The 23,821-nt window shown below is 66.5% G+C and carries 19 protein-coding genes and 1 riboswitch; of the genes, 6 read left to right on the top strand and 13 right to left on the bottom strand.

Translation table 11 applies throughout. The features are described 5' to 3' along the window. The first annotated feature begins 325 nt into the window (after nt 1–325). Nucleotides 326–4,156 carry an anti-phage defense-associated sirtuin Dsr1 gene (gene dsr1, locus KBY86_RS08870; RefSeq protein WP_255140885.1) on the top strand — a complete coding sequence of 1,277 codons (3,831 nt, stop codon included), beginning with the start codon at nt 326–328 and terminating at the stop codon, nt 4,154–4,156. 747 nt (nt 4,157–4,903) lie between these two features. Here dsr1 and KBY86_RS08865 read toward each other — a convergent pair. Then, nucleotides 4,904–5,725 (bottom strand): HAD-IC family P-type ATPase, encoded by an 822-nt coding sequence (locus KBY86_RS08865; RefSeq protein ID WP_255140884.1) that lies wholly within the window; start codon nt 5,723–5,725, stop codon nt 4,904–4,906. Between the two features lie 111 nt (nt 5,726–5,836). Beyond that, a complete protein-coding gene (locus KBY86_RS08860; protein ID WP_255140883.1) occupies nt 5,837–6,811 on the bottom strand; it encodes an SDR family NAD(P)-dependent oxidoreductase in 975 nt (324 codons plus the stop codon). A 91-nt stretch (nt 6,812–6,902) separates the two neighbouring features. On the opposite strand from KBY86_RS08860, the gene KBY86_RS08855 reads away from it, so the two are divergent. Both KBY86_RS08855 and KBY86_RS08850 read left to right on the top strand, forming a co-directional pair. Then, nucleotides 6,903–9,008: a class I SAM-dependent methyltransferase gene (locus KBY86_RS08855; protein WP_255140882.1), complete on the top strand. Its 2,106-nt coding sequence runs from the start codon at nt 6,903–6,905 to the stop codon at nt 9,006–9,008. A gap of 82 nt (nt 9,009–9,090) precedes the next feature. Continuing rightward, complete coding sequence (locus KBY86_RS08850) at nt 9,091–9,288, top strand: hypothetical protein (protein ID WP_094511406.1); 198 nt, start codon at nt 9,091–9,093, stop codon at nt 9,286–9,288. Here KBY86_RS08850 and KBY86_RS08845 read toward each other — a convergent pair. The 7 genes from KBY86_RS08845 to speB all read right to left on the bottom strand — a co-directional run bounded on the left by KBY86_RS08845 (nt 9,255) and on the right by speB (nt 15,664). Further along, nucleotides 9,255–10,040: an ABC transporter ATP-binding protein gene (locus KBY86_RS08845; RefSeq protein ID WP_094511402.1), complete on the bottom strand. Its 786-nt coding sequence runs from the start codon at nt 10,038–10,040 to the stop codon at nt 9,255–9,257. The genes KBY86_RS08850 and KBY86_RS08845 overlap by 34 nt on opposite strands. Nucleotide 10,041: 1 nt before the next feature. Next, nucleotides 10,042–10,818 (bottom strand): ABC transporter permease, encoded by a 777-nt coding sequence (locus KBY86_RS08840; protein WP_094511399.1) that lies wholly within the window; start codon nt 10,816–10,818, stop codon nt 10,042–10,044. Next, the gene (locus KBY86_RS08835; protein WP_255140881.1) at nt 10,815–11,843 is read right to left on the bottom strand and encodes an ABC transporter substrate-binding protein; all 1,029 of its coding nucleotides are present in this window, start codon (nt 11,841–11,843) and stop codon (nt 10,815–10,817) included. The genes KBY86_RS08840 and KBY86_RS08835 overlap by 4 nt, the downstream gene beginning before the upstream one ends. A gap of 85 nt (nt 11,844–11,928) precedes the next feature. Next, on the bottom strand, nt 11,929–13,335 hold the full coding sequence (gene glnT, locus KBY86_RS08830; protein WP_255140880.1) for a type III glutamate--ammonia ligase: 1,407 nt from the start codon (nt 13,333–13,335) through the stop codon (nt 11,929–11,931). Further along, a complete protein-coding gene (hypB, locus tag KBY86_RS08825) occupies nt 13,335–14,042 on the bottom strand; it encodes a hydrogenase nickel incorporation protein HypB (protein ID WP_255140879.1) in 708 nt (235 codons plus the stop codon). The genes glnT and hypB overlap by 1 nt, the downstream gene beginning before the upstream one ends. 5 nt (nt 14,043–14,047) lie before the next feature. After that, nucleotides 14,048–14,440, bottom strand: coding sequence for a hydrogenase maturation nickel metallochaperone HypA (locus KBY86_RS08820; RefSeq protein ID WP_094511388.1), 393 nt, complete (start codon nt 14,438–14,440; stop codon nt 14,048–14,050). Between the two features lie 3 nt (nt 14,441–14,443). Then, entirely contained in the window at nt 14,444–15,664 is a 1,221-nt protein-coding gene (speB, locus tag KBY86_RS08815; protein WP_255140878.1) for an agmatinase, read from the bottom strand. A 26-nt stretch (nt 15,665–15,690) separates the two neighbouring features. After that, a riboswitch (guanidine-I (ykkC/yxkD leader) is annotated at nt 15,691–15,812 on the bottom strand. A gap of 141 nt (nt 15,813–15,953) precedes the next feature. Here speB and KBY86_RS08810 point away from each other — a divergent pair. Further along, the gene (locus tag KBY86_RS08810; protein WP_255140877.1) at nt 15,954–17,336 is read left to right on the top strand and encodes an APC family permease; all 1,383 of its coding nucleotides are present in this window, start codon (nt 15,954–15,956) and stop codon (nt 17,334–17,336) included. On the opposite strand, the gene dnaB is transcribed toward KBY86_RS08810, so the two are convergent. The 3 genes from dnaB to KBY86_RS08795 all read right to left on the bottom strand — a co-directional run bounded on the left by dnaB (nt 17,296) and on the right by KBY86_RS08795 (nt 20,440). Beyond that, nucleotides 17,296–18,756, bottom strand: coding sequence for a replicative DNA helicase (gene dnaB, locus KBY86_RS08805; RefSeq protein WP_255140876.1), 1,461 nt, complete (start codon nt 18,754–18,756; stop codon nt 17,296–17,298). The genes KBY86_RS08810 and dnaB overlap by 41 nt on opposite strands. 169 nt (nt 18,757–18,925) lie before the next feature. Continuing rightward, nucleotides 18,926–19,384: a 50S ribosomal protein L9 gene (gene rplI / locus KBY86_RS08800; protein WP_094511377.1), complete on the bottom strand. Its 459-nt coding sequence runs from the start codon at nt 19,382–19,384 to the stop codon at nt 18,926–18,928. Between the two features lie 114 nt (nt 19,385–19,498). Further along, nucleotides 19,499–20,440, bottom strand: coding sequence for a fatty acid desaturase (locus KBY86_RS08795; RefSeq protein ID WP_255140934.1), 942 nt, complete (start codon nt 20,438–20,440; stop codon nt 19,499–19,501). 106 nt (nt 20,441–20,546) lie between these two features. Between KBY86_RS08795 and KBY86_RS08790 the strand changes: the two genes are divergently transcribed. Beyond that, entirely contained in the window at nt 20,547–21,317 is a 771-nt protein-coding gene (locus KBY86_RS08790; protein ID WP_255140875.1) for a hypothetical protein, read from the top strand. Here KBY86_RS08790 and KBY86_RS08785 read toward each other — a convergent pair. Next, nucleotides 21,299–22,186: a fatty acid desaturase gene (locus KBY86_RS08785; protein ID WP_233132887.1), complete on the bottom strand. Its 888-nt coding sequence runs from the start codon at nt 22,184–22,186 to the stop codon at nt 21,299–21,301. The two genes, KBY86_RS08790 and KBY86_RS08785, sit on opposite strands and share 19 nt — an antisense overlap. Before the next feature lie 313 nt (nt 22,187–22,499). On the opposite strand from KBY86_RS08785, the gene KBY86_RS08780 reads away from it, so the two are divergent. Then, nucleotides 22,500–23,771 carry a methionine gamma-lyase family protein gene (locus KBY86_RS08780; protein WP_255140874.1) on the top strand — a complete coding sequence of 424 codons (1,272 nt, stop codon included), beginning with the start codon at nt 22,500–22,502 and terminating at the stop codon, nt 23,769–23,771. Nucleotides 23,772–23,821 lie beyond the last annotated feature (50 nt).

Here is a 23,821-nt window from a genome sequence, read left to right as displayed (position 1 = left end):
TGGCCTGTGTGGGGCTAGGAAGTGAATCTGAATGCGCCTATCGCCATTGCATTCAGGGCACGGGAAAAAGTTGTGTGATGGCCATAGAGTAGTGAAGCGCACATGTGGTTAGCGGATCCGCATAAGATGGCAAGCGCCAGGCGGGCATTTCGCAAGCCTCTTGCCATCACAGGGCTTTGGCGATACAGGCGCAGATGATCGGGGTGCTTATACGGTCAAGACTCCTGCCATCAGGGTGGTTACAGGAACCGTCCAATCAGCGTTAGACCCGCTGGAAAGTGAGGATCTCACATGCACAAACGTTTCTGGGTAGGAATGACCCCAAATGCAGATCATCACCGACGGCCCTGATATTCCGGATGCGCTCTTGCAAGCGCACGAGGAAGGCCACGTGGTGTTTTTCTGCGGGGCTGGAATTTCCTATCCCGCTGGCCTGCCGGATTTCAAGGGTCTAGTGGAACAGATCTATCGGCTGAACGGAACGGCGCTTTCTGAGATCGAGCGCGAGGCCTTTGATCGGGGGCAGTTCGACGCCACGCTTGATCTGCTGGAGCGGCGGTTGCCGGGCCAGCGTCTGGCCACCCGTCGCGCGCTGGCTCAGGCCCTGAATCCGAAGCTCCGCCGCAAGGGTGCTGTCGATACGCAGGCAGCGCTGTTGCGTCTGGCGCGCAGCCGCGAGGGTGCGCTTCGGCTAGTCACCACCAACTTCGACCGCATCTTTCATGTGGCAGCCAAACGCACGGACCAAGCGTTCCAGGCATACGCAGCCCCGATGCTCCCGATTCCAAAGAACAGCCGCTGGAACGGACTGGTCTACCTGCACGGACTGTTACCGGAAAAAACGGACGATACAGCACTGAACCGGCTGGTGGTCACCAGCGGTGATTTCGGCTTGGCGTATCTGACTGAACGCTGGGCGGCACGCTTTGTGAGCGAGCTGTTCCGTAATTACGTGGTCTGCTTTGTGGGCTACAGCATCAACGACCCGGTGCTGCGCTACATGATGGATGCGCTGGCGGCTGACCGGATGCTGGGCGAAATCACACCTCAGGCCTGGGCACTGGGTGATTGCGAACCGGGGCAAGAGCACCGGAAAACCATCGAATGGGAAGCCAAGGGTGTCACCCCCATTCTCTACACCGTGTCCGCTGGCACTTATGACCATTCCGCGCTGCACCTGACCCTGCACGCTTGGGCAGAAACCTACCGTGACGGCGTGCAGGGCAAAGAAGCCATCGTCGTTAAACACGCCCTGACACGCCCACAGGAGAGCACGCAGCAGGACGATTTCGTCGGGCGGATGCTTTGGGCTTTGTCGGACAAATCAGGCCTGCCAGCGAAACGCTTCGCTGACTTCAATCCCGTTCCTTCACTGGACTGGCTACTGGAGCCCTTCGCGCACGAGCATTTTGGGCACAGTGATCTGTCTCGCTTTGGCGTGCAGCCCCGTGACGAAGTGGACACCAAGCTGCGTTTCAGCTTGATTCGGCGGCCTGCGCCCTATGACCGTGCACCGCCAATGCTGCTTGCCTCCGGCGGCATCACTGGTAGCCAGTGGGATGACGTGATGTTTCATCTGGCCCGATGGCTTGTGCGCCACCTAGATGACCCAAGGCTGGTCATCTGGATTGCAGAGCGCGGCGGGCAGTTGCACGACCGTTGGCCATGGCTGATCGAACATGAGCTGGATCGCTTTGCCTCACTGGAGCGTGAGGGAAAAGCCTCCGAACTTGATGAAATCCGCTTGCACGCCCCGATGGCCATTGCGGGCCCCTTGATGCGCACCTTGTGGCGCCTGCTGCTCAGCGGTCGGGTGAAAACGCCGTGGCACGATCCCGATCTGTATCGCTGGAAAGGTCGACTGAATCGGGAAGGACTGACCGCTACATTGCGCTTGGAATTGCGTGAGTTGCTCGCACCCAAGGTTGTCTTGAAGAAGCCGTTTCGCTGGGGTGACGACGATTCGAGCAGCACTGACGAGCCCACACGGGTCAAGCAATTAGTGGACTGGGAGCTCGCGCTACCCGCTGATCAAGTGCCTTCCGCCCTGCGCGATTTGGGAGACGAGCATTGGACGTCGGCCCTACCGCTACTCCTGGATGATTTTCAACAGCTATTGCGTGATGCACTGGACCTGCTGCGTGAGTTGGGCGAAGCCGACGACCGCAACGACCGATCACACTGGGATCTACCCTCCATCACGCCCCACTGGCAGAACCGTGGGTTCCGCGACTGGGTGAGCCTTATTGAATTGCTGCGCGATGCATGGCTTGCGGTTCGTGCCATTGACAGCGCGCGTGCGACACGCATCGCGCAGAACTGGTTTGAACTGCCGTACCCCACCTTTAAACGTCTTGCTCTGTTTGCTGCCAGTCAGGATGGTTGCATCCCAACCGAGCAGTGGGTGAATTGGTTGTTGGCCGATCACGCGTGGTTGTTGTGGTCCACAGATGCGGGACGGGAGGTATTCAGGCTGCTCGTCCTGCAGGGGCGGCATTTGGCAGGAGCCGAGCAGCAACGCCTAGAGACAGCCATTATGGCAGGCCCGCCACGTGAGATTTACCGGGACGATCTGGAGGAGGATCGGTGGCAAGACTTGGTTGCCCGCTCGGTCTGGCTGCATCTGGCTAAACTGAACACATCGGGCATCTTACTGGGAGCGTCTGCAGCGGCACGATTGGCGGAAATTTCCAATACCTACCCACAATGGCAACTGGCGACGAACGAGCGTGACGAGTTCTCGCACTGGATGAGTGGCACCGGTGATCCGGACTATGAGGACAGTCGGGATGTCGACATTGCCCCCCGCAAGCGGCAGGAACTGGTGCAATGGCTCACAAAGCCGATGCCAGAGCGGCGACCGTTCTATGAAGACACTTGGCGTGAGGTTTGCCGAACACGCTTCTTTCACAGTTGGTCCGCGCTGTGCGATCTGGCAAAGGATGATGTGTGGCCCGCTGGCCGATGGCGTGAAGCTCTGCAGGCTTGGGCTGAAGAAGGCATGGTGTTGCGCTCCTGGCGATACGCTGCACCGCTGGTGCAGACCATGCCCGATGCCGTTCTTCAGGAAATTGATCACGAAGTTACTTGGTGGGTAGAGGCCGCATCCAAGTCGATCAACTGCCATGAGGACATCCTGCTGATCCTTTGCTGCCGCGTGCTGGCCTTGCCGCTAGAAGCAGGCTCAGGTTCTCGCATCATCCGCAATGGCGTCGAAACCTACGACCCCGTTGGCTCTGCAATCAACCACCCAATTGGACATGTCACGCAAGCGCTGATCAACGTTTGGTTCAAGCAGAACCCGAATGACAATGATCTGCTTCCTGCTGACTTGAAGCCCATTTTCACCACACTGTGCGACGCGCAGATAGATCGATTCCGCCACGGCCGGGTGCTAATGGGTTCACGGTTGATCGCATTTTTCCGTGTAGATCGCGCTTGGACCGAACAGTATCTGCTGCCGTTGTTCGACTGGAGCAATCCCGTTGAAGCCAAGGCCGTGTGGGAAGGCTTCCTATGGTCGCCGCGCTTGTACCAGCCATTGCTGACAGCCTTCAAGCCGCAGTTTTTGGACAGTGCAAATCACTATGCCAATCTAGGTGAGCACCGCCATCAATTTGCGACATTTCTGACCTACGCTGCTTTGGGCCCGACCGATGGTTACACCGTGGAGGAGTTTCGGTCTGCGGTTGGTTCGCTTCCACAAGAAGGCCTCGAAGAATCAGCGCAGGCGCTCTCCCAAGCGGTTGAAGGAGCAGCTGATCAGCGTGAGGACTATTGGAAAAACCGTGTCCAACCGTTCTGGCAACACATCTGGCCAAAATCCCGTGATCTAGCCACCCGACGAATCGCCGAGTCTCTGACTCGTCTGGTGATTGCCGCCCGAGGTGAATTACCAGCCGCTTTGGCTGCGGTGCAAGACTGGCTGCAACCGATTGAGCATCCCAACTACGTTGTTCATCTGCTTCACGATTCAGGTTTGTGCAGCAGATACCCAGCGGATGCATTGAGCTTGCTGAATGCAGTGATTGCCGACCAGCAGTGGGCACCCCGGGAGTTGGGGCAATGCCTGGATCAAATCGTTCAGGCCGCGCCACACCTTGCACAAGATGCCCGTTACCTGCGGCTCCGCGAATACGCGCGGAGGCGCGGGTGATGGGGAAGCGAACTCTCCGCTGCAATCAATCGGGTCTAACAACCGGTTGCAGCGGACGGCGTTTCGCCGCCGCTGAACCGGGGCGTTAGGCCGTCACATTATGAACAGAACCGTGTTGCGCTCATTTGCGATCCTGAGTCTCTGTTCGTGTCTGTCCACGCAAGCGCTATTCGCCGCACCGGACACGGCACAGGCGGCTGGTAAGCAGACAACCGGGACACATCGCCAAATCAATATCAAAAACTTGTTCCAGCACTGGGTTCGCTCCAGTGAGGAGGAACAACCGGGCGGCACGGTTCAGATCTTCCGCCCCGCCGGGTCGATGAACTTTCCGCCGAGCCGATTCAGGATGGCCTACAAGTTCGCTCCGAACGGAGCTTGTGAGTTCTACTATCTGTCTCCTGATGATGCCCATCATTTCAAGCCATGCACCTGGACAATTAGTGCTAGTGCCGACAAATTGATCCTTCAGATCAGCGCGAATGAAAAATCGACCTCTTACAGGATCGCCCAGCTCACTGGGAAGAGTCTAAGACTTAAACCGCTAGAACCGCCGCACAGCAATTGAACGGCGGGCCTAACCCCCGGTTGCAGGCACGCGCCAGAAGCGGCGCGTTGGGCTTCGATTCAGAGCTTTAGCTCTGGAAGCAAGTAGATACGTGGGCCGAATAAGGTGCCCTTCGGCAACTGGGGCTCCACACCTGAGCTCAGCAAGCACTCAAACACCCAACCCCCAACCCCCCGGCCTCAAGCCTCCAGATGCCGGTAGAACCAGCGCTTGGCGAATTCGGCGCTGGCCACGTAGGTCAGGAGAATCAGCAGTCGCGGCGGCAGGAACTCCAGCGGCAGGGGCACGAAGCCGAAGAGGCGCCCCAGTGGTGTCCAGGGCAGGGGCAGGGTGAGGAGCACCACGGCGAGGGTGGCGCCCAGCAGCGGCCGGGAGGGGCGGCTGTGCAGCAAGGGGCCGTGGGTGCGGATCACCAGCACGATTGAGGCGGCGGAGATCACCGATTCAAGGAACCAGCCGCTGCGGAACTGGGCGGCGTCGGCGTGGAGGAGCAGCAGCAGCACCGCGAAAGTGATGACGTCGAAGACGGAACTCACCAGCCCGAACACGACCATGAACCGCTGGATGAAGGGAAGGCTCCAGCGGTGCGGCTGCGCAATCCACTCGGGGTCCACCCGGTCGGTGGCGATGGTCATCTCCGGCAGATCGGTGAGCAGGTTGGTGAGCAGGATCTGCTTGGGCAGCAGCGGCAGGAAGGGCAACAGCAGCGACGCGGCCGCCATCGAAAACATGTTTCCGAAGTTGGCGCTGGTGGCCATGAACACGTACTTGAGCGTGTTGGCGAAGGTGCGGCGGCCTTCGCGGATGCCCGCCAGCAGCACCGCCAGGTCGGGAGCGAGCAGCACGATGTCGGCGGCTTCCTTGGCCACATCCACCGCCCCCTGCACCGACAGGCCCACATCGGGGGCATGCAGAGCCGGGGCGTCGTTGATGCCATCGCCCAGGTAGCCCACCACGTGACCGGCGCGGCGCAGGGCATGGACGAGCCAAGGGTCTTGCATGCGTGCCGTTCGCCGTGCAGGAACCCGATCAGATCAATTCAATGCCTGCCTGTTCAGCGGGTGACCATGGGAGCAGTCATCGCCAATCCGGGCAGCGGCCATCGTCACCCTTCACCCCACCACCCCCTCACTCGCCACCCATAGCCGCCGCGCCAACTCTGTGTCTTGCCCCTCAACGCTGGTGGCGCTGGCCTCAAACACCCGCCGGCCTGGGCCAACCACGCGGTTGCGGTGGAAGCTGAAGCCGTTGGCGGCGTAGGCGGGGTCGCAGCAGAGGGCGGCCAGCAGGGCGCCGGCGGTTTCCACGCTTTCGGTGAGGCGCAGCACGGAGCGGGCCGCGAAGGCGAACAGGCGTTGGCCCAGTTCGTTGCTCTGGCGGCTGTAGCGCCAGAAGCCGCCCTCGCTGGTGGGCGGGATCACCAGGCCCGGGCTCCAGCTGAGCACCGGAAGCGGCGTGCCGGCCTCCTCCATGCGGCGCGCGAACTCGCGGGCGAACAGCACGTTGCAGAGCTTGCTGTCCTTGTAGGCCTTGTCGGCATCGAAGCTGCTGCCATCCACCATCAGCACCGGTTGGCCCGCCTGCAGGCCGGCCAGATCGCCCAGCCCCGCCGGTGAGCCCACCTTTCCGCCGGCGGTGAGCGGGTCGTGCACTTCCGACGCCGTGACCACCAGGCGCGGCGCCTGCCCCGCCAGCAGCAACGGCGTGAGTTGCTGGGCCAGCAGGAAATGGCCCAGGTGGTTCACCGCAATGGTGAGTTCATGGCCCTGGGGCGTCAGCCGTGGTGTCTTGGCACCGGCGTATTGCAGGCCCGCATTCAGCACCAACGTGTCGATCGGCTGCCCCTGCGCCAGCAGCGCCTGCCCGCAGGCGCGCACGCTCTCCAGATCGCCCAGGTCGCACACGGCCACCGCCGGCGCCGTGCCTCCACCGGCGCGTTCAGCCAGCTGCCGCTGGGCTGTTTCGGCCGTGGCCGCATCGCGGCACAGGAGCGTGAGCGCATGGCCGGCCTGGCACAGCCGCACCGCCGCCTCGAAGCCGATGCCGGAGTTGCCGCCGGTGAGCAGCAGGCGGCGCGTGGCAGCCATGGGCAGACCCCACCAGGTGCAAAGGGCGCCAACCCTAGAAACCGCCGGCTTCACAATGGAGCGCGCAGCCCTTCCGCCGGCCGGTTCGTTCATGCAGTGGCGCGCCACGATTCGCCGCCTCGAACGCAACGGCCTCGGCCTGCTGCTGTTTCCCCTGCTGGTGCTGCGCCGCACCGTGCAGCTGCTCGGCCGCACGCTCGAAGGCCTGCTGTGGCAGGAGCTGATCGCCAACCAGCCGCTCGACAGCCAGCTCGGCAACTTGCTCGCCTTTCTGCTCTTCTCCGCCTTCTGCCTCTGGGCCACCCTGGAAGGGGTCGTTCCGTATGTGATCGGCCTGCTGCTGTTCCTGCTGCCCCTGGAGCTGCTCGCCAACCAGCTCGGCCATTCCTGGCGGCCGGAGTGCCGGATCCTGCTGGAGCGCTGGGGGGATCGGCTCTCCTGGCGGTGTGATTCCACCGGCAGCCACGAGCAGCTGGAGCTGCAGCACCACGCCCTGTCCGCCGTGCTGATCCGCGCCGCCCCGCTCGCCCTGCCGCTCGGTGAAGCCCGTCCGCAGGGCTGGGATGTGCTGCTGACGGTGCAGGATCCCGCCCGCGAGCTGCTGCTCGACCGTCAGCCCACGCTCGCGCTCGCCTGGCAGCGCGCCTTTGCCCTCGCCCGCAAGCTGGCGTTGCCGCTGCGGTTGGCGGAGGAGGAGGAGGACAGCCTGGAGGAAGCGGGGCCGCCGGCGAGCGTGTGGGCGGTGGTGGTGGAAGAAGGCGCCACCCGGATCTTCCGCGACCGCAGCACCGTGAGCGCCTCGCAGTGGTGGCGGGCGTTTGTGCACCAGGGCGGCTACCTGCTGTTTCTCGCCGTGCTCAACACCGTGATGGTGAAGTACGGCGGCTTTCTGGTGTGGATGCTGGGTCCGCGGCTGGGCCTCACCGCCCCCACCACGCTCGTGCTCGATCTCTCCCTGCCCGGCCTGCTCTCGCTCGCCCTGCCCGACGGGAGCGTGATCCAGGCGCTGCTGGTGGTGGCGGCGCTCGGTGCCGCCGGCTTCGGCAGCTACCGCCACTGGAGCCGGCAGGAGCTGCGCATCGATGCCGAACACGTGGGCGTGTGGCGCACCGGCCATGCCGCCGTTCACCTGCCCACCCGCGTGGTGGTGGCCGCTTTGCCGCTGCACCAGCCCGAGCCCCAGGTGCTGCTCTGGAGCGAGCGCCGTCCACCCGTCCAGCTGCAGGGCCTCGCCGATGCCCGCGAAGCCGCCGCACTGGCCGGCGCGCTGCAGGCGGCGCTGGAGCGCTGGAAGCCGGCGGCGGAAGCAATTCCGCGTGCAGAGCCTGAAGCCCCCGCAAGCGAGGAGCCGGTGCCTGAGGCCCCCGCCGGCAACGAGCAGCAGCGGATCGTGAGCAGCACCGCTGCCCTGCCGCTGCAGCAGCGGGCCGACTGGTATGTGCCGGCTGCAGCCGCCTACGACGCTGTGCGACCCGGCTATCCGGCGGCGGTGATCGAGCAGGTGGCGGCCCTGGCTGGGGTGGGCGACGGTTCAGCGCTGCTGGAGCTGGGCTGCGGGCCGGGCACCGCCACCGTGGCTTTCGCGCGGCTCGGCTGCGCCATCACCGCTCTGGAGCCCAACCCAGCCTTCGTGGCGCTGGCGCGCGAGCGTTGCGCCGGCTTCGGGCGCGTGCGCATTGAGCCGCTGGCCTGCGAGCAGTGGCCGGTGCAGGAGCAGGCCTTCGACGCCGTGCTCGCCGCCAGCTCCTTTCACTGGATCCCCGCCGGGCTCGGCTCGCGGACCGCCGCCCGGGCGCTCAAGCCCGCAGGCGCCCTGATCCTGCTCTGGAACAAGGAGCTGCAACCCTCGCTCGCCCTGCACGAACGCTTCGCCGCCAGCTATGCCCGCTTCGCCCCCCACCTGCACCGCCGCGAGAGCGACGCTGAGCAGCAGGCGGTCCTGGAGGCGCTGGTGCGGCAGCTGGTGGATCCCGCCCTGTTCACCACCCCGCAGGGCGGGCGCGTGCGGGTGCAGCTGCGCTACACGGCGGAGCACTACCTGGCCCTGCTGAGCACCTACTCCCCCTACCTGCGCCTGGAGCCCGGCCCCCGTGAGGCCCTCTTCGCCGAGCTGCGCCGCCTCATCGACACCGAGGCCGGCGGCAGCCTCGAGCTCACCGGCTTTTCCGCCTTTCACGTGGCCCGCAAACGCGGCTGACCCCCACCAGAACGCCCGTCACAGCCATAGAATCTGTTCACAATGAACAGACACTGAGCGTCGAATCCGCTCAGCAGAGGCCATGCCCCGCACCCTTCGCGATCCTCACCACCACGCCATGCTCGTGTCGCTGCAGCGCCGCTACAGGGCCGCCATGCACACCGGCAACGTGAGCGCCAAGCAGGCGCTCTACCGCGAGGCCGTGTATCTCGGCATCCAGCCCGCCCTGCTGCATGGAGGCAGCGATCACACCGGCGGCAGCGGCGTCACCGCCTCCTGACTCAACCCCCGCAGGCAGCGGGCCAGGTCTTCGCGCACCTCCAGAAACCGGCGGTCCACCCGCAACGCGCCCAGATCGCTGCGGTCGAGCTCGGCTTCCACCGTGCGCACGATCCGGCCCGGATGCGGCGCCATGATGTGCACCCGCTGGGCCATCAGCAGCGCCTCCTCCAGGTCGTGGGTGATCAGCAGGGCGGTGAGCCCGGTGCGGTTCCACAGCTGATAGAGAAACTCCTGCATCGATTCACGGATCTGCAGGTCGAGGGCGCCGAACGGTTCATCCAGGAGCATCACCTTCGGATCGGCCGCCAGGGCGCGGGCGATCGCCACCCGTTGCTGCATCCCGCCGGACAGCTCCCGTGGCAGACGCCCTGCCGCATCCTGCAGGCCCACCACTTCCAGGAAATAGCCGGTGCGCTCACGCACCTCCCGCGCCGGCCGCCCCTGCAGCTTCATGCCGAAGGCCACGTTGTCGGCCGCCGTCATCCACGGATAGAGACTGTATTTCTGGAACACCATGCCGCGGTCGTGGCCGGGGCCGGTGATCGGACGGCCGTCCATCAGGATCGTGCCGCTGGTGGGCCGATCGAGCCCGGCGATCAGGCGCATCACCGTGCTCTTGCCCGATCCGGAGCTGCCCACCAGCGCCACGAATTCCCCCGACTTGATGTCGAAGCTGATCGTGTCGAGCACCTGCTTGGCAGCACGGCCCTGCCCGAAGGATTTGCACACCGATGTGAGCGAAAGATGCATGTCAGATGGCCCAGCGGCAGGTGCGGCGCAACACGAGTCGGAACAGCAGATCGATCACCAGACCGATCAACCCGATCACGATCAGGTACGCGAAGATCTCATCGGTGCGCAGGAAGCGCTGGGCCAGGCTGATGCGCTTGCCCAGCCCCTCGTTGGCGGCCACCAGCTCCGCCACGATCACCAGGTTCCAGGCGGCCGCCATGTTGATGCGGTACGCATCCAGCACCTGGGGAGCGATGAAGGGGGTCACCACGCGGGTGAGGATCTGGAAGCGGCGCCCACCCATGGTGAGGGCCGATTCCAGCAGTTCGGCCGGCACGAACTTCACCGCATCCATGATCATCAAGGTGTTGAAGAACAAGGTGCCGATGAAGATCAGCAGCACCTTGGGCAGCTCCCCCAAGCCGAAATAGATGATCAGCAGCGGGATGAAGGCCGGCGCGGGCATGTAGCGGATCAGGCCGATCAACGGCTCCAGCAGCCGGCAGATGATCCGGTTGCTGCCCATCGCGATCCCCAGCGGCAACGACACCAGCATCGAGAGCGCATAGCCGCCCAGCACCCGGCCGATGCTGGCGATCGCATCGGCCAGCAGGATGCCCGCCTCCGCCTGGGCGGAGCCCGCCGCCAGCACCGCCGCCGGGCTGGGCAGAAACAGCTTGTCGACGCTGCCACTCGCCGCAATCAGCTGCCACACCACCAGCACCGTGAGGATGCCGAGCACACCCAGCACCCACGGATGGTCGAGGCGTCGCCGCAGGCCCGCGCTCAGCTTCACTGCGCCGCGTCCACGAAGCGCGGATCAAACAGCTTGCTGAGATCCGGCGGGGTCTTGGCCAGACCCACCTTCTGCAGGAAGGTGCTGATCTGGGCGGCGGCGAACGGCAGCGAATCCATCGACTCGCCCGGCTTCATCGCCTGGCGGTTCTGCTCCAGCGTGAAGATCGTGGTGCCGGCGTCGTACTCGGTGTACTCCGCTTCGCTCACGCCAGCGCGGGCGGCCAGGATCGCCAGGCTCGGGGCCGGGTTGGCCTTGATCTCCGCCAGGGTGGCGAACCAGGCGTTCACCACCTTCTGCAGCTGCTCAGGGTTCTTCTCCACGAATTCGGTGCGGCACACCAGGTGGTCGCTGATCGAGCCGGGGAAATCCTTCGACGAGAACAAGGTGGTGCTGCCCGGACGCTTCAGCGCCTGGGTGGTGAAGGGCGCGAACACACCCACTGCATCCACCTGGCCGGCCACGAACGCAGCGGCGGCGGCGCCGGTTTCCAGCGGCACGAAGGTGATGTCGGAGGCACTCAGGCCCGCCTTCTTCAGGCCCAGCAGCAACAGGTAGTGATCGACGGTGCCTTCTTCCGCCGCCACCTTCTTGCCTTTCAGATCGGCCACGCTCTTGATGCCTTCGGCGGCGATGATCTGGTCGTTGCCGGTGGAGTTGTCGTTGGTGAGCACCACCGTGAGGGCGGCGCCGCCGGCGATCGAGCTGATCGTGTCACCCAAGGTCTGGCTGTTGCAATCGAGCTGGCCGGCGTTGAGGGCGTTGATCGAATCGAGGTAGCCGTCGAACCACTGCAGGGTCACCGGCACGCCCGCCGCCTCGAACAAGCCCTTTTCTTCGGTCACCTTCCAGGGGATCCAGCCCGGCCAGGCGCTGTAACCGATGCGCACCGGCGATGCCGAGGTTTCCGCCGGCGGCTGCTGGCAGCCCACCAGCAGGCCACCGCCCAGCAGGGCCGTAAGCAGCAGGCTGGTGGTGCGCCGCAGCCTGAGGCGCGGGAAGCGGAAGCGGGAAGGTGCGGTCATGAAGAAACGGGTGTGGGGGAATGGGGCCGGAGCCGGGGCGGGCTAGAGGAGGCGGCAGGTGCTGGGGCTGGCGCGGGCGGGCATGTCAGAAGAACTCCAAGTAGTGCTCCAGCTCCCAGGCCGAAATCGCGCCGTGATAGGCCTCCCATTCCGCCCGCTTCAGTGACACAAACGCGTCGAACATTACGGGCCCGAACACCTCTCGGCAGAGCGGATCAGCGGCAAACGCCTCGACCGCTTCGCCCAGGTGGCGCGGCAGTGTGTGCAGCCCGCGCTCGGCCCGCTCCGCCGCGCTCAGCCGGTAGGCATTCACCCGGTTGGCGGGGGGCGGCACCAGTTGCTCCCGGATGCCTTCCAGGCCTGCCGCCAGGATCAGCGCCGCACCCAGGTAGGGGTTGCAGGAGCTGTCGGCGGCGCGGCATTCCACCCGCCCACCAGCGGAAGGAATGCGCAGCATGTTGGTGCGGTTGTTGTTGCCGTGGCAGATGAACACCGGTGCCCAGGTGAAGCCGCTCATGCTTCCCTGTGCCACCAGACGCTTGTAGCTGTTCACCGTGGGGGCGATCACGGCGCAGATCGCGGCGGCATGGCGCAGCACCCCGGCGATGAACTGCTCCGCCAGCGGGGTGATCGCACCGGGTTCGCCACTGCCGGGATCGAACAGATTGGCGCCGCTCTGCACATCCGCCAACGACATGTTGAAGTGGGCGCCGCTGCCGGTGCGGTGCGCGAACGGCTTGGGCATGAAGCTGGCGATCAGCCCATGGCGGCGGCAGATCTCCTTCGCCATCAGCTTGAAGAAGGTGAGCCGGTCGGCCATGGTGAGCGCCTCGGCATAGGCGAAATCGATCTCGAACTGGCCGTTGCCGTCTTCGTGATCGAAGGAATACACGCCCCAGCCCAGGCCATTCATGCTCTGCACCAGCTCATCGAGCCAGTCGAGGTTGTCGAGCAGGCCGCCCAGGTCGTAGCAGGGTTTATCGAGCGTGTCGCGGCCGCTGGCCGGCACCAGGGCTCCATCGTCCTGGCGCCGCAGCACGAAGAATTCGGTTTCGATGCCGAGGTTGAAGCGGTAGCCCAGCGCCGCCGCCTGCTGCCGCACCCGCGTCAGGATCTGGCGGCTGCAGGCCTCGAACGGGGCGCCGTTGAGCTGCAGGCTGCTGGCCAGCCACACCACATCACGGCGCCAGGGCAACACCGTGGCGCTGGCCAGATCGGGGATGGCCGCCACTTCGTCGTCGCTGACGTCCTGCGGCACGCCATCAAGCGCCGCGCCGGTGAACAGCTCCGAACCCGACAGCATCGAGGCGAAGTGATCGAGCGGCACCGCCTTCGCCTTGCCGTTGCCGTGGATGTCCACGAAGCTGGCCAGCGCATACTTCACGCCGCGGCTGAGCAGATCCACCTGCACGTCTTCCCCCACGCCTGCGGTCGTCGGCTGAGGCGCCGATGGCGTCGCTGGCAGCGGTGCCAATGGGCTGGCCAGCTCCATCAGGCGTTCACCAGGGCCGGCGGCTGGCTGGCGGCGTGCTCACGCACCGTGGCCAGCAGCCAGCGGTGCCACTCGCCCATGCCCTGGCCCGTGCCTGCCGACACGCGGAACACCTGGGCGCGGGGATTCACCGCCCGCACATGCTCCTCGATGCGGCTCACATCCACCGGCACATACGGCAGCAGATCAATCTTGGTGATCAACACACAATCGGCCTCGCGGAACATCACCGGATACTTGAGCGGCTTGTCATCGCCTTCGGTGACACTCAGCAGCGCCACCTTGAGGTGTTCACCCACCTCGAATTCCGCCGGGCACACCAGATTGCCCACGTTCTCCACCCACAGCAGATCCAGCGCCGCAGGATCGAGCCGCTGCTGCAGCAGGGTGAGGCCGCCGCTCACCATCGCCGCATCGAGATGGCAGGCCCGGCCGGTGGTGATCGGCACCACCGGCACCCCCACCGCTGCCAGCCGGTCGGCATCCAGCTGGGTGGTCATGTCGCCCTCCAGCACCGCCATCGCCAGCTCGGGCGAAAGGGACGTGATCGTGCGCTCCAGCAGGGAGGTCTTGCCGGCGCCGGGGCTGCTCATCACATTCAGGCAGAGCAGCTTCCAGGCATCGAAATGCTTGCGGTTGTGGTCGGCACGGTGTTGATTGGCCGCCAACAGGTTGCGTCCGAGTGTGTCTTCCAGGGGCATGTGCATGGCGTTCAGGCGGAAAGGATGGAAGCCCGGTCTGCGGGTACAGCGGGGGAGGTGTAATCGATGCTGCGAATCCTCAGCTCACGGCCCGAGAGGATCTCCTCCATCGGGTGGTGGCAGCAGGGGGATTGATAGGCCTGGGCAGGGTCGGGGCTGTAGTCGCTGCCGCAGGCCACACAGCGCGCCCGCAGCGGCACCGATTCGATCCGCAGCTCCGAACCATCCAGCCAACTGCCCTGCACCGCAGCCCCGTAGGTGAACACCAGCGCTGCGGGTTCCACGCAGGTGAAGGTGCCCACCTGCAGATGCACGACCTGCACGCAGGGAACGTGGGGATGGTGCTCCTGCTTCCACTCTTCGAGCGAAAGCAGCAGGCAGCGGGTCATGTCCACTTCATGCATGGCTCACCTCCATTTCTGGTCGACGTTCATGTTGCAGGCCTCATGCAGCCAGGCTGGCTTCTGCTTGCGCGGCAGCTGACCGCTCACCACCAGGTGGGCCATCACATCGCAGATCACGCGCGTGGCCATCAGGGACGTCATGTCGCTGATGTCGTAAGGGGGGGAAACTTCCACCACCTCAAGGCCACACACCGGCACATTGCGCACGATCAGCTCAAGCAGCTTGAGGGCTTCCCGTGGCAGCAGGCCGCCCGGTTCCGGCCAGCCGGTGCCGGGCACGAAGCCGGCGTCGATGCAGTCGATGTCGAAGGAGATGTAGACGCAGTCGGTGCCATCGGTGGCGCGCTCGATCGCATACTTCGCGGCGGCCTCCAGGCCCATGTCGCAGATGTCGGTGACGGTGAGCACGTTGGTGCCCCGCTCGCGGCACACCTTCACCCCTTCGCGCGGCACCTGCCAGCCGCCGATGCCGAGCTGCACCAGGTTCTCGGCCGGCGCGTTGGCCATGTTGGTGGCATGGAACCAGGGGCAGGTGTGCATGCGTTCATCCAGGTCGATCTCCTGGGTGTCCACATGGCGGTCGAAGTGGATGATGCCCACCTTCTTGTCGCCGAGGTGGCGGCAGACGCCCCGCACCGTGGGGAAGCCGATCGAGTGATCACCGCCGAGCAGAATCGGGAAGGCGCCGCTGGCGAACACATGCGCCACGCCTTTGGAGATCTGATCGAAGCTCTTCTCGTTGTTGGCGGGAATCGTGAAGATGTCGCCCACATCGCAGAGGCTGATCGATTCGCGCAGATCCACCCCCATTTCGTAGTTGTAGGGGGTGTAAAGCGCCGAGATGCGGCGGATGCCCTGGGGGCCGAAGCGGGTGCCGGGGCGGTAGGTGGTGCCGCAATCGTGCGGGATGCCCACGATCGCCACATCGAAGTCACCGACGCGGTTCACGTCTTCGATGTAAGGCGCCTTCATGAAGGTGTTGATGCCCGCGTAGTGGGGCAGCTCACCGCGCGAAAAGGTGGAGATGCGCCGGTCAACGATGCTTTCGGCCGCTTCGAGGCCATAGCGCAGCCCCTGGTCGACCTCCTGCTGCCAACCGGTGAGCGGCAGGCGGGCTTCCTTCTCGAGCGCCTCGGCGCCCTCCTGGCCGACGCCCTGCTGGCCGGCGCCTGTGCTGGAACTGCGGCGGTCAAAGGCCTCTTCAGGCCCTGGGGTTGCTGTCATGGCGGAACACGGAGGTGGGGGGTGCGGTCTCCCGGGCTTTTATCCCTCCGTGCAACCGGGTGACCCCGGTGAGCCTCTCTCGGACCAGACGCCCATGCCGGCTCGCTGATGCGAACAGACGCAGACCGGAACCCTAGAAGCTTCTTCCGCTGCGCCCAGAGTCCACCGAAGCCCCAGGAAAGACTGTGGCCACAACTACGGAATGGTCGGCTGGCCGGCCGCGCCGGGGTGCTTGCAACCGCGCGCCGCTGCACCAGCCTTACGCTTCGGAGCCGCCGTGGGGCCTGCGATGGAACCCAACCCGACGGCCAGAACGCCGGAACCGGAACCACCACCACCCGCCGCCGCCGGCGGCTTGCTGCACATCCTCGGGCTGGGCTTCGGGCTGGCTGGGGCGGTGGGCGGCTCGATGGGTGCCGGCATCCTGCGCACCCCGGGGCTGGTGGCGGCCCAGCTGGGCAGCGCTCTGCTGATCCTGCTGGCCTGGCTGGTGGGTGGGCTCTATGCCCTCTGCGGTGCCTTCGCCGTGGCGGAACTGGGAGCGGCCCTGCCCCGTGCCGGTGGCTGGACGATCTACGCCCGCCGCGCCCTCGGCGATCGCGCCGGCTTTGCCGTGGGCTGGATCGACTGGCTCGGCCATTGCGCCGGCCTGGCCTGGGTGGCGATCACGATCGGGGAGTTCGCCCGCGGCCTGGTGCCGGCGCTGCCCCCCGGCGGCAAGGCGGTGGCCCTGTTCACCCTGGTGGGCTTCGCCCTGCTGCAACGGCTGGGCCTGCGGGCGGGCAGCCTCAGCCAGCAGATCCTCAGCCTGCTCAAGGCCGTCGCTTTTCTGGCCTTGATCGGCGCCTGCCTGCTGGTGGCACCGCCCGCCGCCAGCACAAGCGCGCCGCTGCTGGCCCCGAGCGACACCCCGCTGGCCCTGGCCGCCGCCGGCGTTTTCGCGCTTCAGGCTGTGATCACCACCTACGACGGCTGGCAGAGCCCGATCTACTTCGCCGAGGAGTTCACCGCGCCGGCCACCGACCTGCCCCGCTCCCTGATCGGCGGCGTGGTCGCCGTCACGGGGGTTTACCTGCTGGTGAACGTGGCCCTGCTCAAGGTGCTGCCGCTGGAAGCGATGGCCGCCTCCACCCTGCCGCTGGCCGACGCTGCCGCCCGCCTGTTCGGGCCGTTCAGCGCCCAGCTGATCACCGCCCTGGCGCTGCTGTCCTCGATCGGGCTGGTGAACACGGTGATCATGTGTGCGCCGCGCATCCTGTTCGGCCTCAGCCGCGATGGCCTGTTCCTGCCCGTCTTCGCGCGGGTGAATGCGGGCGGCACCCCCGATGCGGCCCTGCTGCTCACCACCGCCGTGACGGCGACCCTGATCCTCTGCGGCGATTTCCAGCTGCTGCTGGGTGTGTCCGTCTTTTTCTATGTGCTGCTCTATTTCACCGGCATCACGTCGCTGTTTCTGCTGCGCTGGCGTGAACCGGAACTGGAGCGCCCGGTGCGGGCCTGGGGCTACCCGCTCAGCGCGGCGGTGGTGTGGCTGGGCTCGCTGGCCTTTCTGATCAGCGCCGCCATCGGCGACAGCACCAACAGCCTGATCGCCGCCGGGTTGATCGCCCTGAGCCTGCCGGCGCAGCTGCTCAGCCGCCGGATGGGCTCGCCAGATTGCGGAAGCGGGTGAACTGCGGCTCGAACAGCAGCTTCACCGTGCCCACCGGGCCGTTGCGGTGCTTGGTGACGATCACTTCGGTGATGCCGCGATCGGCCGTGTCCGGGTTGTAGTACTCGTCGCGGTAGATCATCAGCACCAGGTCGGCGTCCTGCTCGATCGAGCCCGATTCACGCAGATCGCTCAGCATCGGCCGCTTGTTGGTGCGGCTCTCCACGCCGCGGCTGAGCTGGGAAAGGGCGATCACCGGCACGTTCAGCTCGCGGGCCATGCCCTTGAGGCCCCGGGTGATGCGAGACAGCTCCTGCACGCGGTTGTCGGGGGTGGAGCCCTCCATCAGCTGCAGATAATCGATCACGATCAGGCCCAGCTCCTTGCCCTGCTCGGCCATCAGCCGCCGGCAGAGCGAGCGCATCTCCAGCACGCCCGCATTGGGCTTGTCGTCGATGAACAGGGGCAGCTGGCCCAGAGTGTTGATGCCCTGGCCCAGCAGCGGCCATTCCTCCTGCTGCAGGCGCCCGGTGCGCAGCCGGCCGCTCTCGATCCCCACCTCCATCGAAAGCAGCCGGTAGGTGAGCTGCTCCTTGCTCATCTCCAGCGAAAACACGCACACCGGCAGCTGGTGGAGCTGGGCCACGTTCTTGGCGATGTTGAGCACGATCGAGGTTTTGCCCATCGCCGGCCGGCCCGCCACGATGATCAGATCGCTGCGCTGCAGGCCCTGGGTGATGGCGTCGAGGTCGTAGAAGTTGACCGCGATGCCAGCCATCGACGTGCCGACGGAGCGGCTTTCGATCTCGTTGAAGGTGCTGGTGAGGATTTCGGCGGTGGGGGTGAGCCCCACCGACGGCTTCTCCTGGCTGATCGCGAAGATCTGCTGCTCCGCCTCATCGAGCACCTGCTCCATCGGCTTCGACTGGTCGAAACCCAGCCGGATCACCTCGTTGCCGGAGCGGATCAGCTGACGGCGCAGGTATTTGTCCATCACCAGGCGGGCGACCTGGTCGATCGAGGCGGTGCTGAGCGTGCGCTCCACCAGCTCCACCAGCCGGTTGGTGCCGCCCACCTTCTCCAGCTGGCCCGTATCGGCCAACCAGGCGGCCATGGCGGTGAGGTCGGTGGGCTTGCCCTGGCTGTGCAGCATCAGGGCGGTGCGGTACACCTCCCGGTGGGCTGTGAGATAGAACGCCTCCGGACGCAGCACGTCGGCGATGCGGCCCATGGCGTCGGGGTCGAGCAGGATGCCGCCCAGCACCGCCTCCTCCGCCTCCAGGTTCTGGGGAGGCAGCTGGTCGGGCAGGGCCTCGAAGCGGGCTTCGTCCTGCTCGCGCCCGCGCCGCCGGAACGGCCCGGCACCGCCCGCCGCCCCGCCTTGCGCGGGCGTGGGCACGGCACCGGGGCCGTCCGCAGCTGGAAAAGGGACGCTCACCATGGCGGCAGGCTAAGGGTTCCCGGCCGACGCTCCGGTGTGCGTTGGTGCCCCGTGCGGGCGGCGGCGGGGCCGATGCAGCACCGCGCGAGCACACAAAAAAAACCGCCAGAACCCTCAGGGGCCTGGCGGCTGGGCAGGGAAAGGAGCGGGCGGCGAGGCCGCCTGGCGCTCAGTGGCTGACCACTTCCAGGTTGATCTCGGCCACCACGTCGTGGTGGAGCTTGATCTGCACCTTGTAGGAGCCGGTGCGGTGGATCTCGGGCACCTCGATATGGCGGCGGTCGACCTCTTTCTTGGTGGCCGCTTCGATGGCCTCGGCCACATCGCCGTTGGTGACCGTGCCGAAGAGGACGTCGTCACCGCCGGTCTGCTTCTTGACCGTGAAGCGGCCGATGGTGTTCAGGGCCGTGCGGAAGGCTTCCGCCTCCTGCAGCAGCACGGCCTGGCGCTCGGCCTCCTTGGCGCGGCGGTGCTCCACCTGGCGCAGCACCGCCGGGGTGACGGGCACGGCTTTGCCCTGGGGGAGCAGGAAGTTGCGGGCGTAGCCGGGCGCCACTTCCACCAGCTCACCGTCCTTGCCGAGGCTGAGAATGTCCTCGCTGAGGACAACGGATACACGCTTGGCCATGGGATCGGGTTAGGGAAACAGGGAGTGCCGCTGGGCGGATCGATGAGCGGGGGCCACCGCCGGGGTGGCGTGCCGCTCAGGCAATCCGACAGCTTAAGTCAGAGGGTTGCCGCCTCAGAAGGCTGCCGCGGCCTTCGGCAGGCGCACCTGGGTGGCCAGGCCCAGGGCCTTCAGCAGCCGGATGTGCTGCCAGGTGAGGTCGAACTGACGGGGACCGAAGCCGTGGCGGGCCGAGTGGGGGAAGGCGTGGTGGTTGTTGTGCCAGCCCTCACCGAAGGTGAGGGCCGCCACCCAGGGGTTGTTGCGTGACTTGTCGCCGCTGACGTGGGCGATGCTGCCCCAGCAGTGGGTGGCGCTGTTCACCAGCCAGGTGCAGTGGTAGAGCACCACCAGGCGCAGCGGGATGCCCCACAGAACCAGGGCCCAGCCGCCGGCACCGGTGACCGTGCCGATCCAGAACAGCAGCAGGCCCAGGGGCACCTGCAGCAGCAGGAAGTTGGTGTTCAGCCAGCGGTAGTAGGGGTCGCGGGCCAGATCACCGGTGAGCCGGGGCACGGCGGCCATCGCCGGGATCTCTTCCATCATCCAGCCCATGTGGCTCCACCAGAAGCCCTTGTGGCTGTTGTGGTGGTCGGCGTCGGTGTCCGAGAACTTGTGGTGGTGGCGGTGCAGGCCGGCCCAGTCGATCGGACCGTGCTGGCAGCTGAGCGCGCCGCAGGTGGCGAAGAAGCGCTCCAGCCACTGGGGCACCCGCAGGGCCCGGTGGGCCAGCAGGCGGTGGTAGCCGAGCGTGACGCCCAGGCAGCCGGTGACCCAATAGAGCACCAGCATGGAGGTGACGGCCGGCACGCTCCAGAACTGGGGCAGCAGGGCCAGCACGGCCAACAGGTGGATCACGATCATGAAGCCGATCGTGCCCCAGCGGCGACCCGGTGGCGAGGAGGGGATGGGTTCACCGCGGCGGGGGCGATGCAACGCCTGAGCCCGGGGCAGGGAGAGGGCTGCCGGCACAAGGCTGGCAACGCCGGCGGGCTTGGCGGCTACGGCCTTGGCCATCCGTTCTGAGACGGCCGCCCATGGGGCACGGCGCTGGGGCGTGACGGTCATAGGGGCTGGTTCCTGATCGGTCTTTTAGAATAGTAGCAGTTCGGATTCGGATTGAGTGGGATATCAGGAAGAAATCGGATCAGGCCGTGAAGCCTTTGCGCATCTGATCAGGGCCTGGCATGAGCGCAACGGCTGGTCCCACCGCGTCCTTCCCGGTTTAGCCGAGGTGCTTGATCTCGGCCGCCTCCACAGTTCCCAGGTGTCGATGCTGCGCAACCGCAAGCTGGCCTCCCCGGGACCGGAGGTGTTTCTCGCCTTGGGGCGCATCAACCAATGGATCGCCGCGTCCGGCAGCGCCGACAGCCGCAGCGCCCTGACCGGCCACCCGGAACTGCTCGAAGCGCTGGGGACCGGCAGTGTGCCGCTGCTCAACGACGACGACGGACGGCCCCTCGGGCCCGGGGGATTTCTGGAGATTTTCGTGGGCCAGCGTCAGCCGCCGGCCGCTTTCGACCTGCGCATCGCCTCGGCCGAAGCCCCGGCCCTCAGCTTCGCCTTGGCGGAGCTGCTCACCGCCGGCAGGCCCTGGCGCCTGTGCCGCGAGGCCGTCCTGGAGGCATACCCGCCGGAGAAGGCGCAGCGGCGCGAGCGCTTCGCGGCGGTGATGGCCGGTCAGCGGGATTTTGAAGCCGCAGAGCTGGAAAGCGAGCTGCTGGACCTGAAAAGCACCCTGGCGGGCCTGGGTGCTGCCGGCGACCAGGAACTGAGCACGGCTCAGTTCCTGACCGTGCTGCGACGCAAGGCTGCTCAGCTGGCTGACAGCACTGTGGCCGGTGCGACCAGCAGCGAACTGGGGGCCGCCATCCGTCAGGAGTTGGGGGCGTAGGCCGCACCGGGCACGTAGCGGGCCTCACGGATTCGCTTGGCCAGGCCCAGGGAACGCAGCAGCTTGATGTGCTGCCAGGTGATGTCGAACTCGAACCAGCGCAGGCCGTGGCGGGCGCTGGCCGGGTGGGCATGGTGGTTGTTGTGCCAGCCCTCGCCGAAGGAGAGGATCGCCACCCACCAGCAGTTGCGCGACAGATCAGGGCTGTCGAAGTTGCGGTAGCCGAAGGCGTGGGTGGCGCTGTTCACCAGCCAGGTGACGTGATACACGATCACCAGCCGCAGGGGGATGGCCCAGAGCACCATGCCCAGGCCGCCGCCGTGCACATTGGCCCGCTCGCCGTACCACCACAGGGCCGCGCCCAGGGGGATCTGCAGCAGCAGGAACCAGCGATCCAGCCAGCGGTAGAAGGGGTCGCGCTGCAGGTCGCCCGTGAACCTCTCCACGTGCTGCACGGCAGGGATCTCATGCAGCATCCAGTCACTGTGACTCCACCAGAGGCCGCGGCCGGCGTCGTGGTGGTCGTTGGCCTGGTCAGAGAACTTGTGGTGGTGGCGGTGCAGCCCCACCCATTCGATCGGGCCGCTCTGGCAGGCCAGAGTGCCCATCAGCACCAGGGTGCGCTCCACCCAGCGGGGGGCGACGAAGCTGCGGTGGGCCAGCAGGCGGTGCAGGCCGAGCGTGACCCCCAGCACCGTGACCCAGTAGAGAACCGCCAGCGCCACCACGCTCTGCCAGCTCCAGAAGCGGGGCAGCAGGGCGAACACCGCCCCGACGTGGATGGCGAGCATGAACGCCGTGGTGCCGAACTTGTACGTCCGCTGGCCCTTTGGCAGAGGCGGGCGTCGGGCCGTCACACCGGCGCGGATGAGGGCTTCCTGGCGATCGGAAGCGTGGCCCCCATGGCTGCGCAGGGGCTTGAACGGGGCCCGCGGATCCGCCGGGGTAGCGGTCGAAGGGGCATCTGAAGCGGCGACCAAATGAACTCTCGCGAAAGTGACGCAGGCTGGAGTTCACCCGTTCGCCCTCAGCGGGCAGAACCCGCTGCTGGAAGCTCCCGAAGGAGAGAGTGGCTCACCAGAACCTGGTGATGAAGGCCGTTTGTAGCCAACACATCAGCAGGAAATCTAGCGGCGAGGGTGAGGCCGGCAGGCAGCATGGCCACCGGCTTGGGTGGCGGGGATGGACGGGCAGGACGAGAAAGGAACCGCCTCGGCCTGGGCCTGCGAGCAGGTGGCAGCAGCCGCTGCGCGGATCGCGCCGCTGGCGGCCCGGCACACCGCCGCGGTGAAGCCCGGACTGGAGAGGGTGCTGGCCGCCTTCGCCGCCGAACGTCTCGGCCCCCATCACTTCGCCTCAGTGAGCGGCTACGGCCACGGCGACCTGGGCCGGGAGGTGCTGGACCGGGTGTTCGCCCGGGTGCTGGGGGCGGAGGCGGCGGCGGTGCGGCTGCAGTTCGTCAGCGGCACCCACGCCATCGCCGCAGCCCTGTTCGGCGTGCTGCGGCCGGGCGACCGCCTGCTCTCGATCACCGGCCGCCCCTACGACACATTGGAAGAGGTGATCGGCCTGCGCGGCAGCGGCCAGGGGTCGCTGGCCGAGTTCGGCATCCACTACGACGAGCTCGCCCTGCGGGCCGATGGCACGGTGGAGGAGGACGGCCTCGCCGCCGCCCTCACACCCCCCACCCGGCTGGTGCTGATCCAGCGCAGTTGCGGCTACAGCTGGCGGCCCTCGCTGCAGGTGGCCACGATCGGCCGCCTGGTGGAGCGCGTGAAGCAGCTGCAGCCCGGTTGCCTCTGCTTCGTCGACAACTGCTATGGCGAATTCGTGGAAGGGCTGGAGCCCCCGGCCGTGGGCGCCGACCTGATCGCCGGCTCGCTGATCAAGAACGCCGGCGGCACGATTGCCCCCACCGGCGGCTACGTGGCCGGCGGCGCCGAATGGGTGGAGCGGGCCTGCTGCCGCCTCACGGCGCCGGGCATCGGCAGCGAGGGGGGCACCGGCTTCGATCTCTATCGGCTGCTGTTCCAGGGGTTGTTCCTGGCGCCTCAGATGGTGGCAGAGGCCCTGATCGGCGCCGAACTGGTGGCCTCCGTGTTCAGCGCACTCGGCTATGCCGTGCAGCCGCTGGTGGGGGGCCCCCGCAGTGACGTGATCCAGGCAGTGCGCTTCGGGGCGCCGGAGCCGTTGATCCAGGTGTGCCGCGCCTTTCAGGCCTGTTCGCCGGTGGGCGCTTACCTCGACCCGGTGCCGGCGCCCATGCCGGGATACGCCAGTGAGCTGGTGATGGCCGGCGGCAGCTTCATCGACGGCAGCACCAGTGAGTTCTCCGCCGACGCCCCCCTGCGCGAGCCCTACGTGCTGTTCGCCCAGGGAGGCACTCACCGCGCCCACGTGGAGCTGGCCCTGGAGCGGGCGCTCACGGCCCTGAATCCGCAGCGGCTGAGCTGAGCCCGCAGCGCCAAGGCCGGTCAGACTGGCCTCGTCTTTGCTTCCGCCTT

Source organism: Synechococcus sp. Lug-A (assembly GCF_024345655.1).
In the GTDB taxonomy this organism is placed as follows: Bacteria; Cyanobacteriota; Cyanobacteriia; order PCC-6307; family Cyanobiaceae; genus MW101C3.
This window is presented reverse-complemented; position numbering and strand designations above follow the sequence as displayed.

Excerpts from the sequence above, each read along its gene's own strand:
- dsr1 (WP_255140885.1), top strand. The coding sequence starts at position 326 with ATGCAGATCATCACCGACGGCCCTGATATTCCGGATGCGCTCTTGCAA.
- KBY86_RS08865 (WP_255140884.1), bottom strand. The coding sequence starts at position 5,725 with ATGCAAGACCCTTGGCTCGTCCATGCCCTGCGCCGCGCCGGTCACGTG.
- KBY86_RS08860 (WP_255140883.1), bottom strand. The coding sequence starts at position 6,811 with ATGGCTGCCACGCGCCGCCTGCTGCTCACCGGCGGCAACTCCGGCATC.
- KBY86_RS08855 (WP_255140882.1), top strand. The coding sequence starts at position 6,903 with ATGCAGTGGCGCGCCACGATTCGCCGCCTCGAACGCAACGGCCTCGGC.
- KBY86_RS08850 (WP_094511406.1), top strand. The coding sequence starts at position 9,091 with ATGCCCCGCACCCTTCGCGATCCTCACCACCACGCCATGCTCGTGTCG.
- KBY86_RS08845 (WP_094511402.1), bottom strand. The coding sequence starts at position 10,040 with ATGCATCTTTCGCTCACATCGGTGTGCAAATCCTTCGGGCAGGGCCGT.
- KBY86_RS08835 (WP_255140881.1), bottom strand. The coding sequence starts at position 11,843 with ATGACCGCACCTTCCCGCTTCCGCTTCCCGCGCCTCAGGCTGCGGCGC.
- glnT (WP_255140880.1), bottom strand. The coding sequence starts at position 13,335 with ATGGAGCTGGCCAGCCCATTGGCACCGCTGCCAGCGACGCCATCGGCG.
- hypB (WP_255140879.1), bottom strand. The coding sequence starts at position 14,042 with ATGCACATGCCCCTGGAAGACACACTCGGACGCAACCTGTTGGCGGCC.
- KBY86_RS08820 (WP_094511388.1), bottom strand. The coding sequence starts at position 14,440 with ATGCATGAAGTGGACATGACCCGCTGCCTGCTGCTTTCGCTCGAAGAG.
- speB (WP_255140878.1), bottom strand. The coding sequence starts at position 15,664 with ATGACAGCAACCCCAGGGCCTGAAGAGGCCTTTGACCGCCGCAGTTCC.
- KBY86_RS08810 (WP_255140877.1), top strand. The coding sequence starts at position 15,954 with ATGGAACCCAACCCGACGGCCAGAACGCCGGAACCGGAACCACCACCA.
- dnaB (WP_255140876.1), bottom strand. The coding sequence starts at position 18,756 with ATGGTGAGCGTCCCTTTTCCAGCTGCGGACGGCCCCGGTGCCGTGCCC.
- rplI (WP_094511377.1), bottom strand. The coding sequence starts at position 19,384 with ATGGCCAAGCGTGTATCCGTTGTCCTCAGCGAGGACATTCTCAGCCTC.
- KBY86_RS08795 (WP_255140934.1), bottom strand. The coding sequence starts at position 20,440 with ATGGCCAAGGCCGTAGCCGCCAAGCCCGCCGGCGTTGCCAGCCTTGTG.
- KBY86_RS08780 (WP_255140874.1), top strand. The coding sequence starts at position 22,500 with ATGGACGGGCAGGACGAGAAAGGAACCGCCTCGGCCTGGGCCTGCGAG.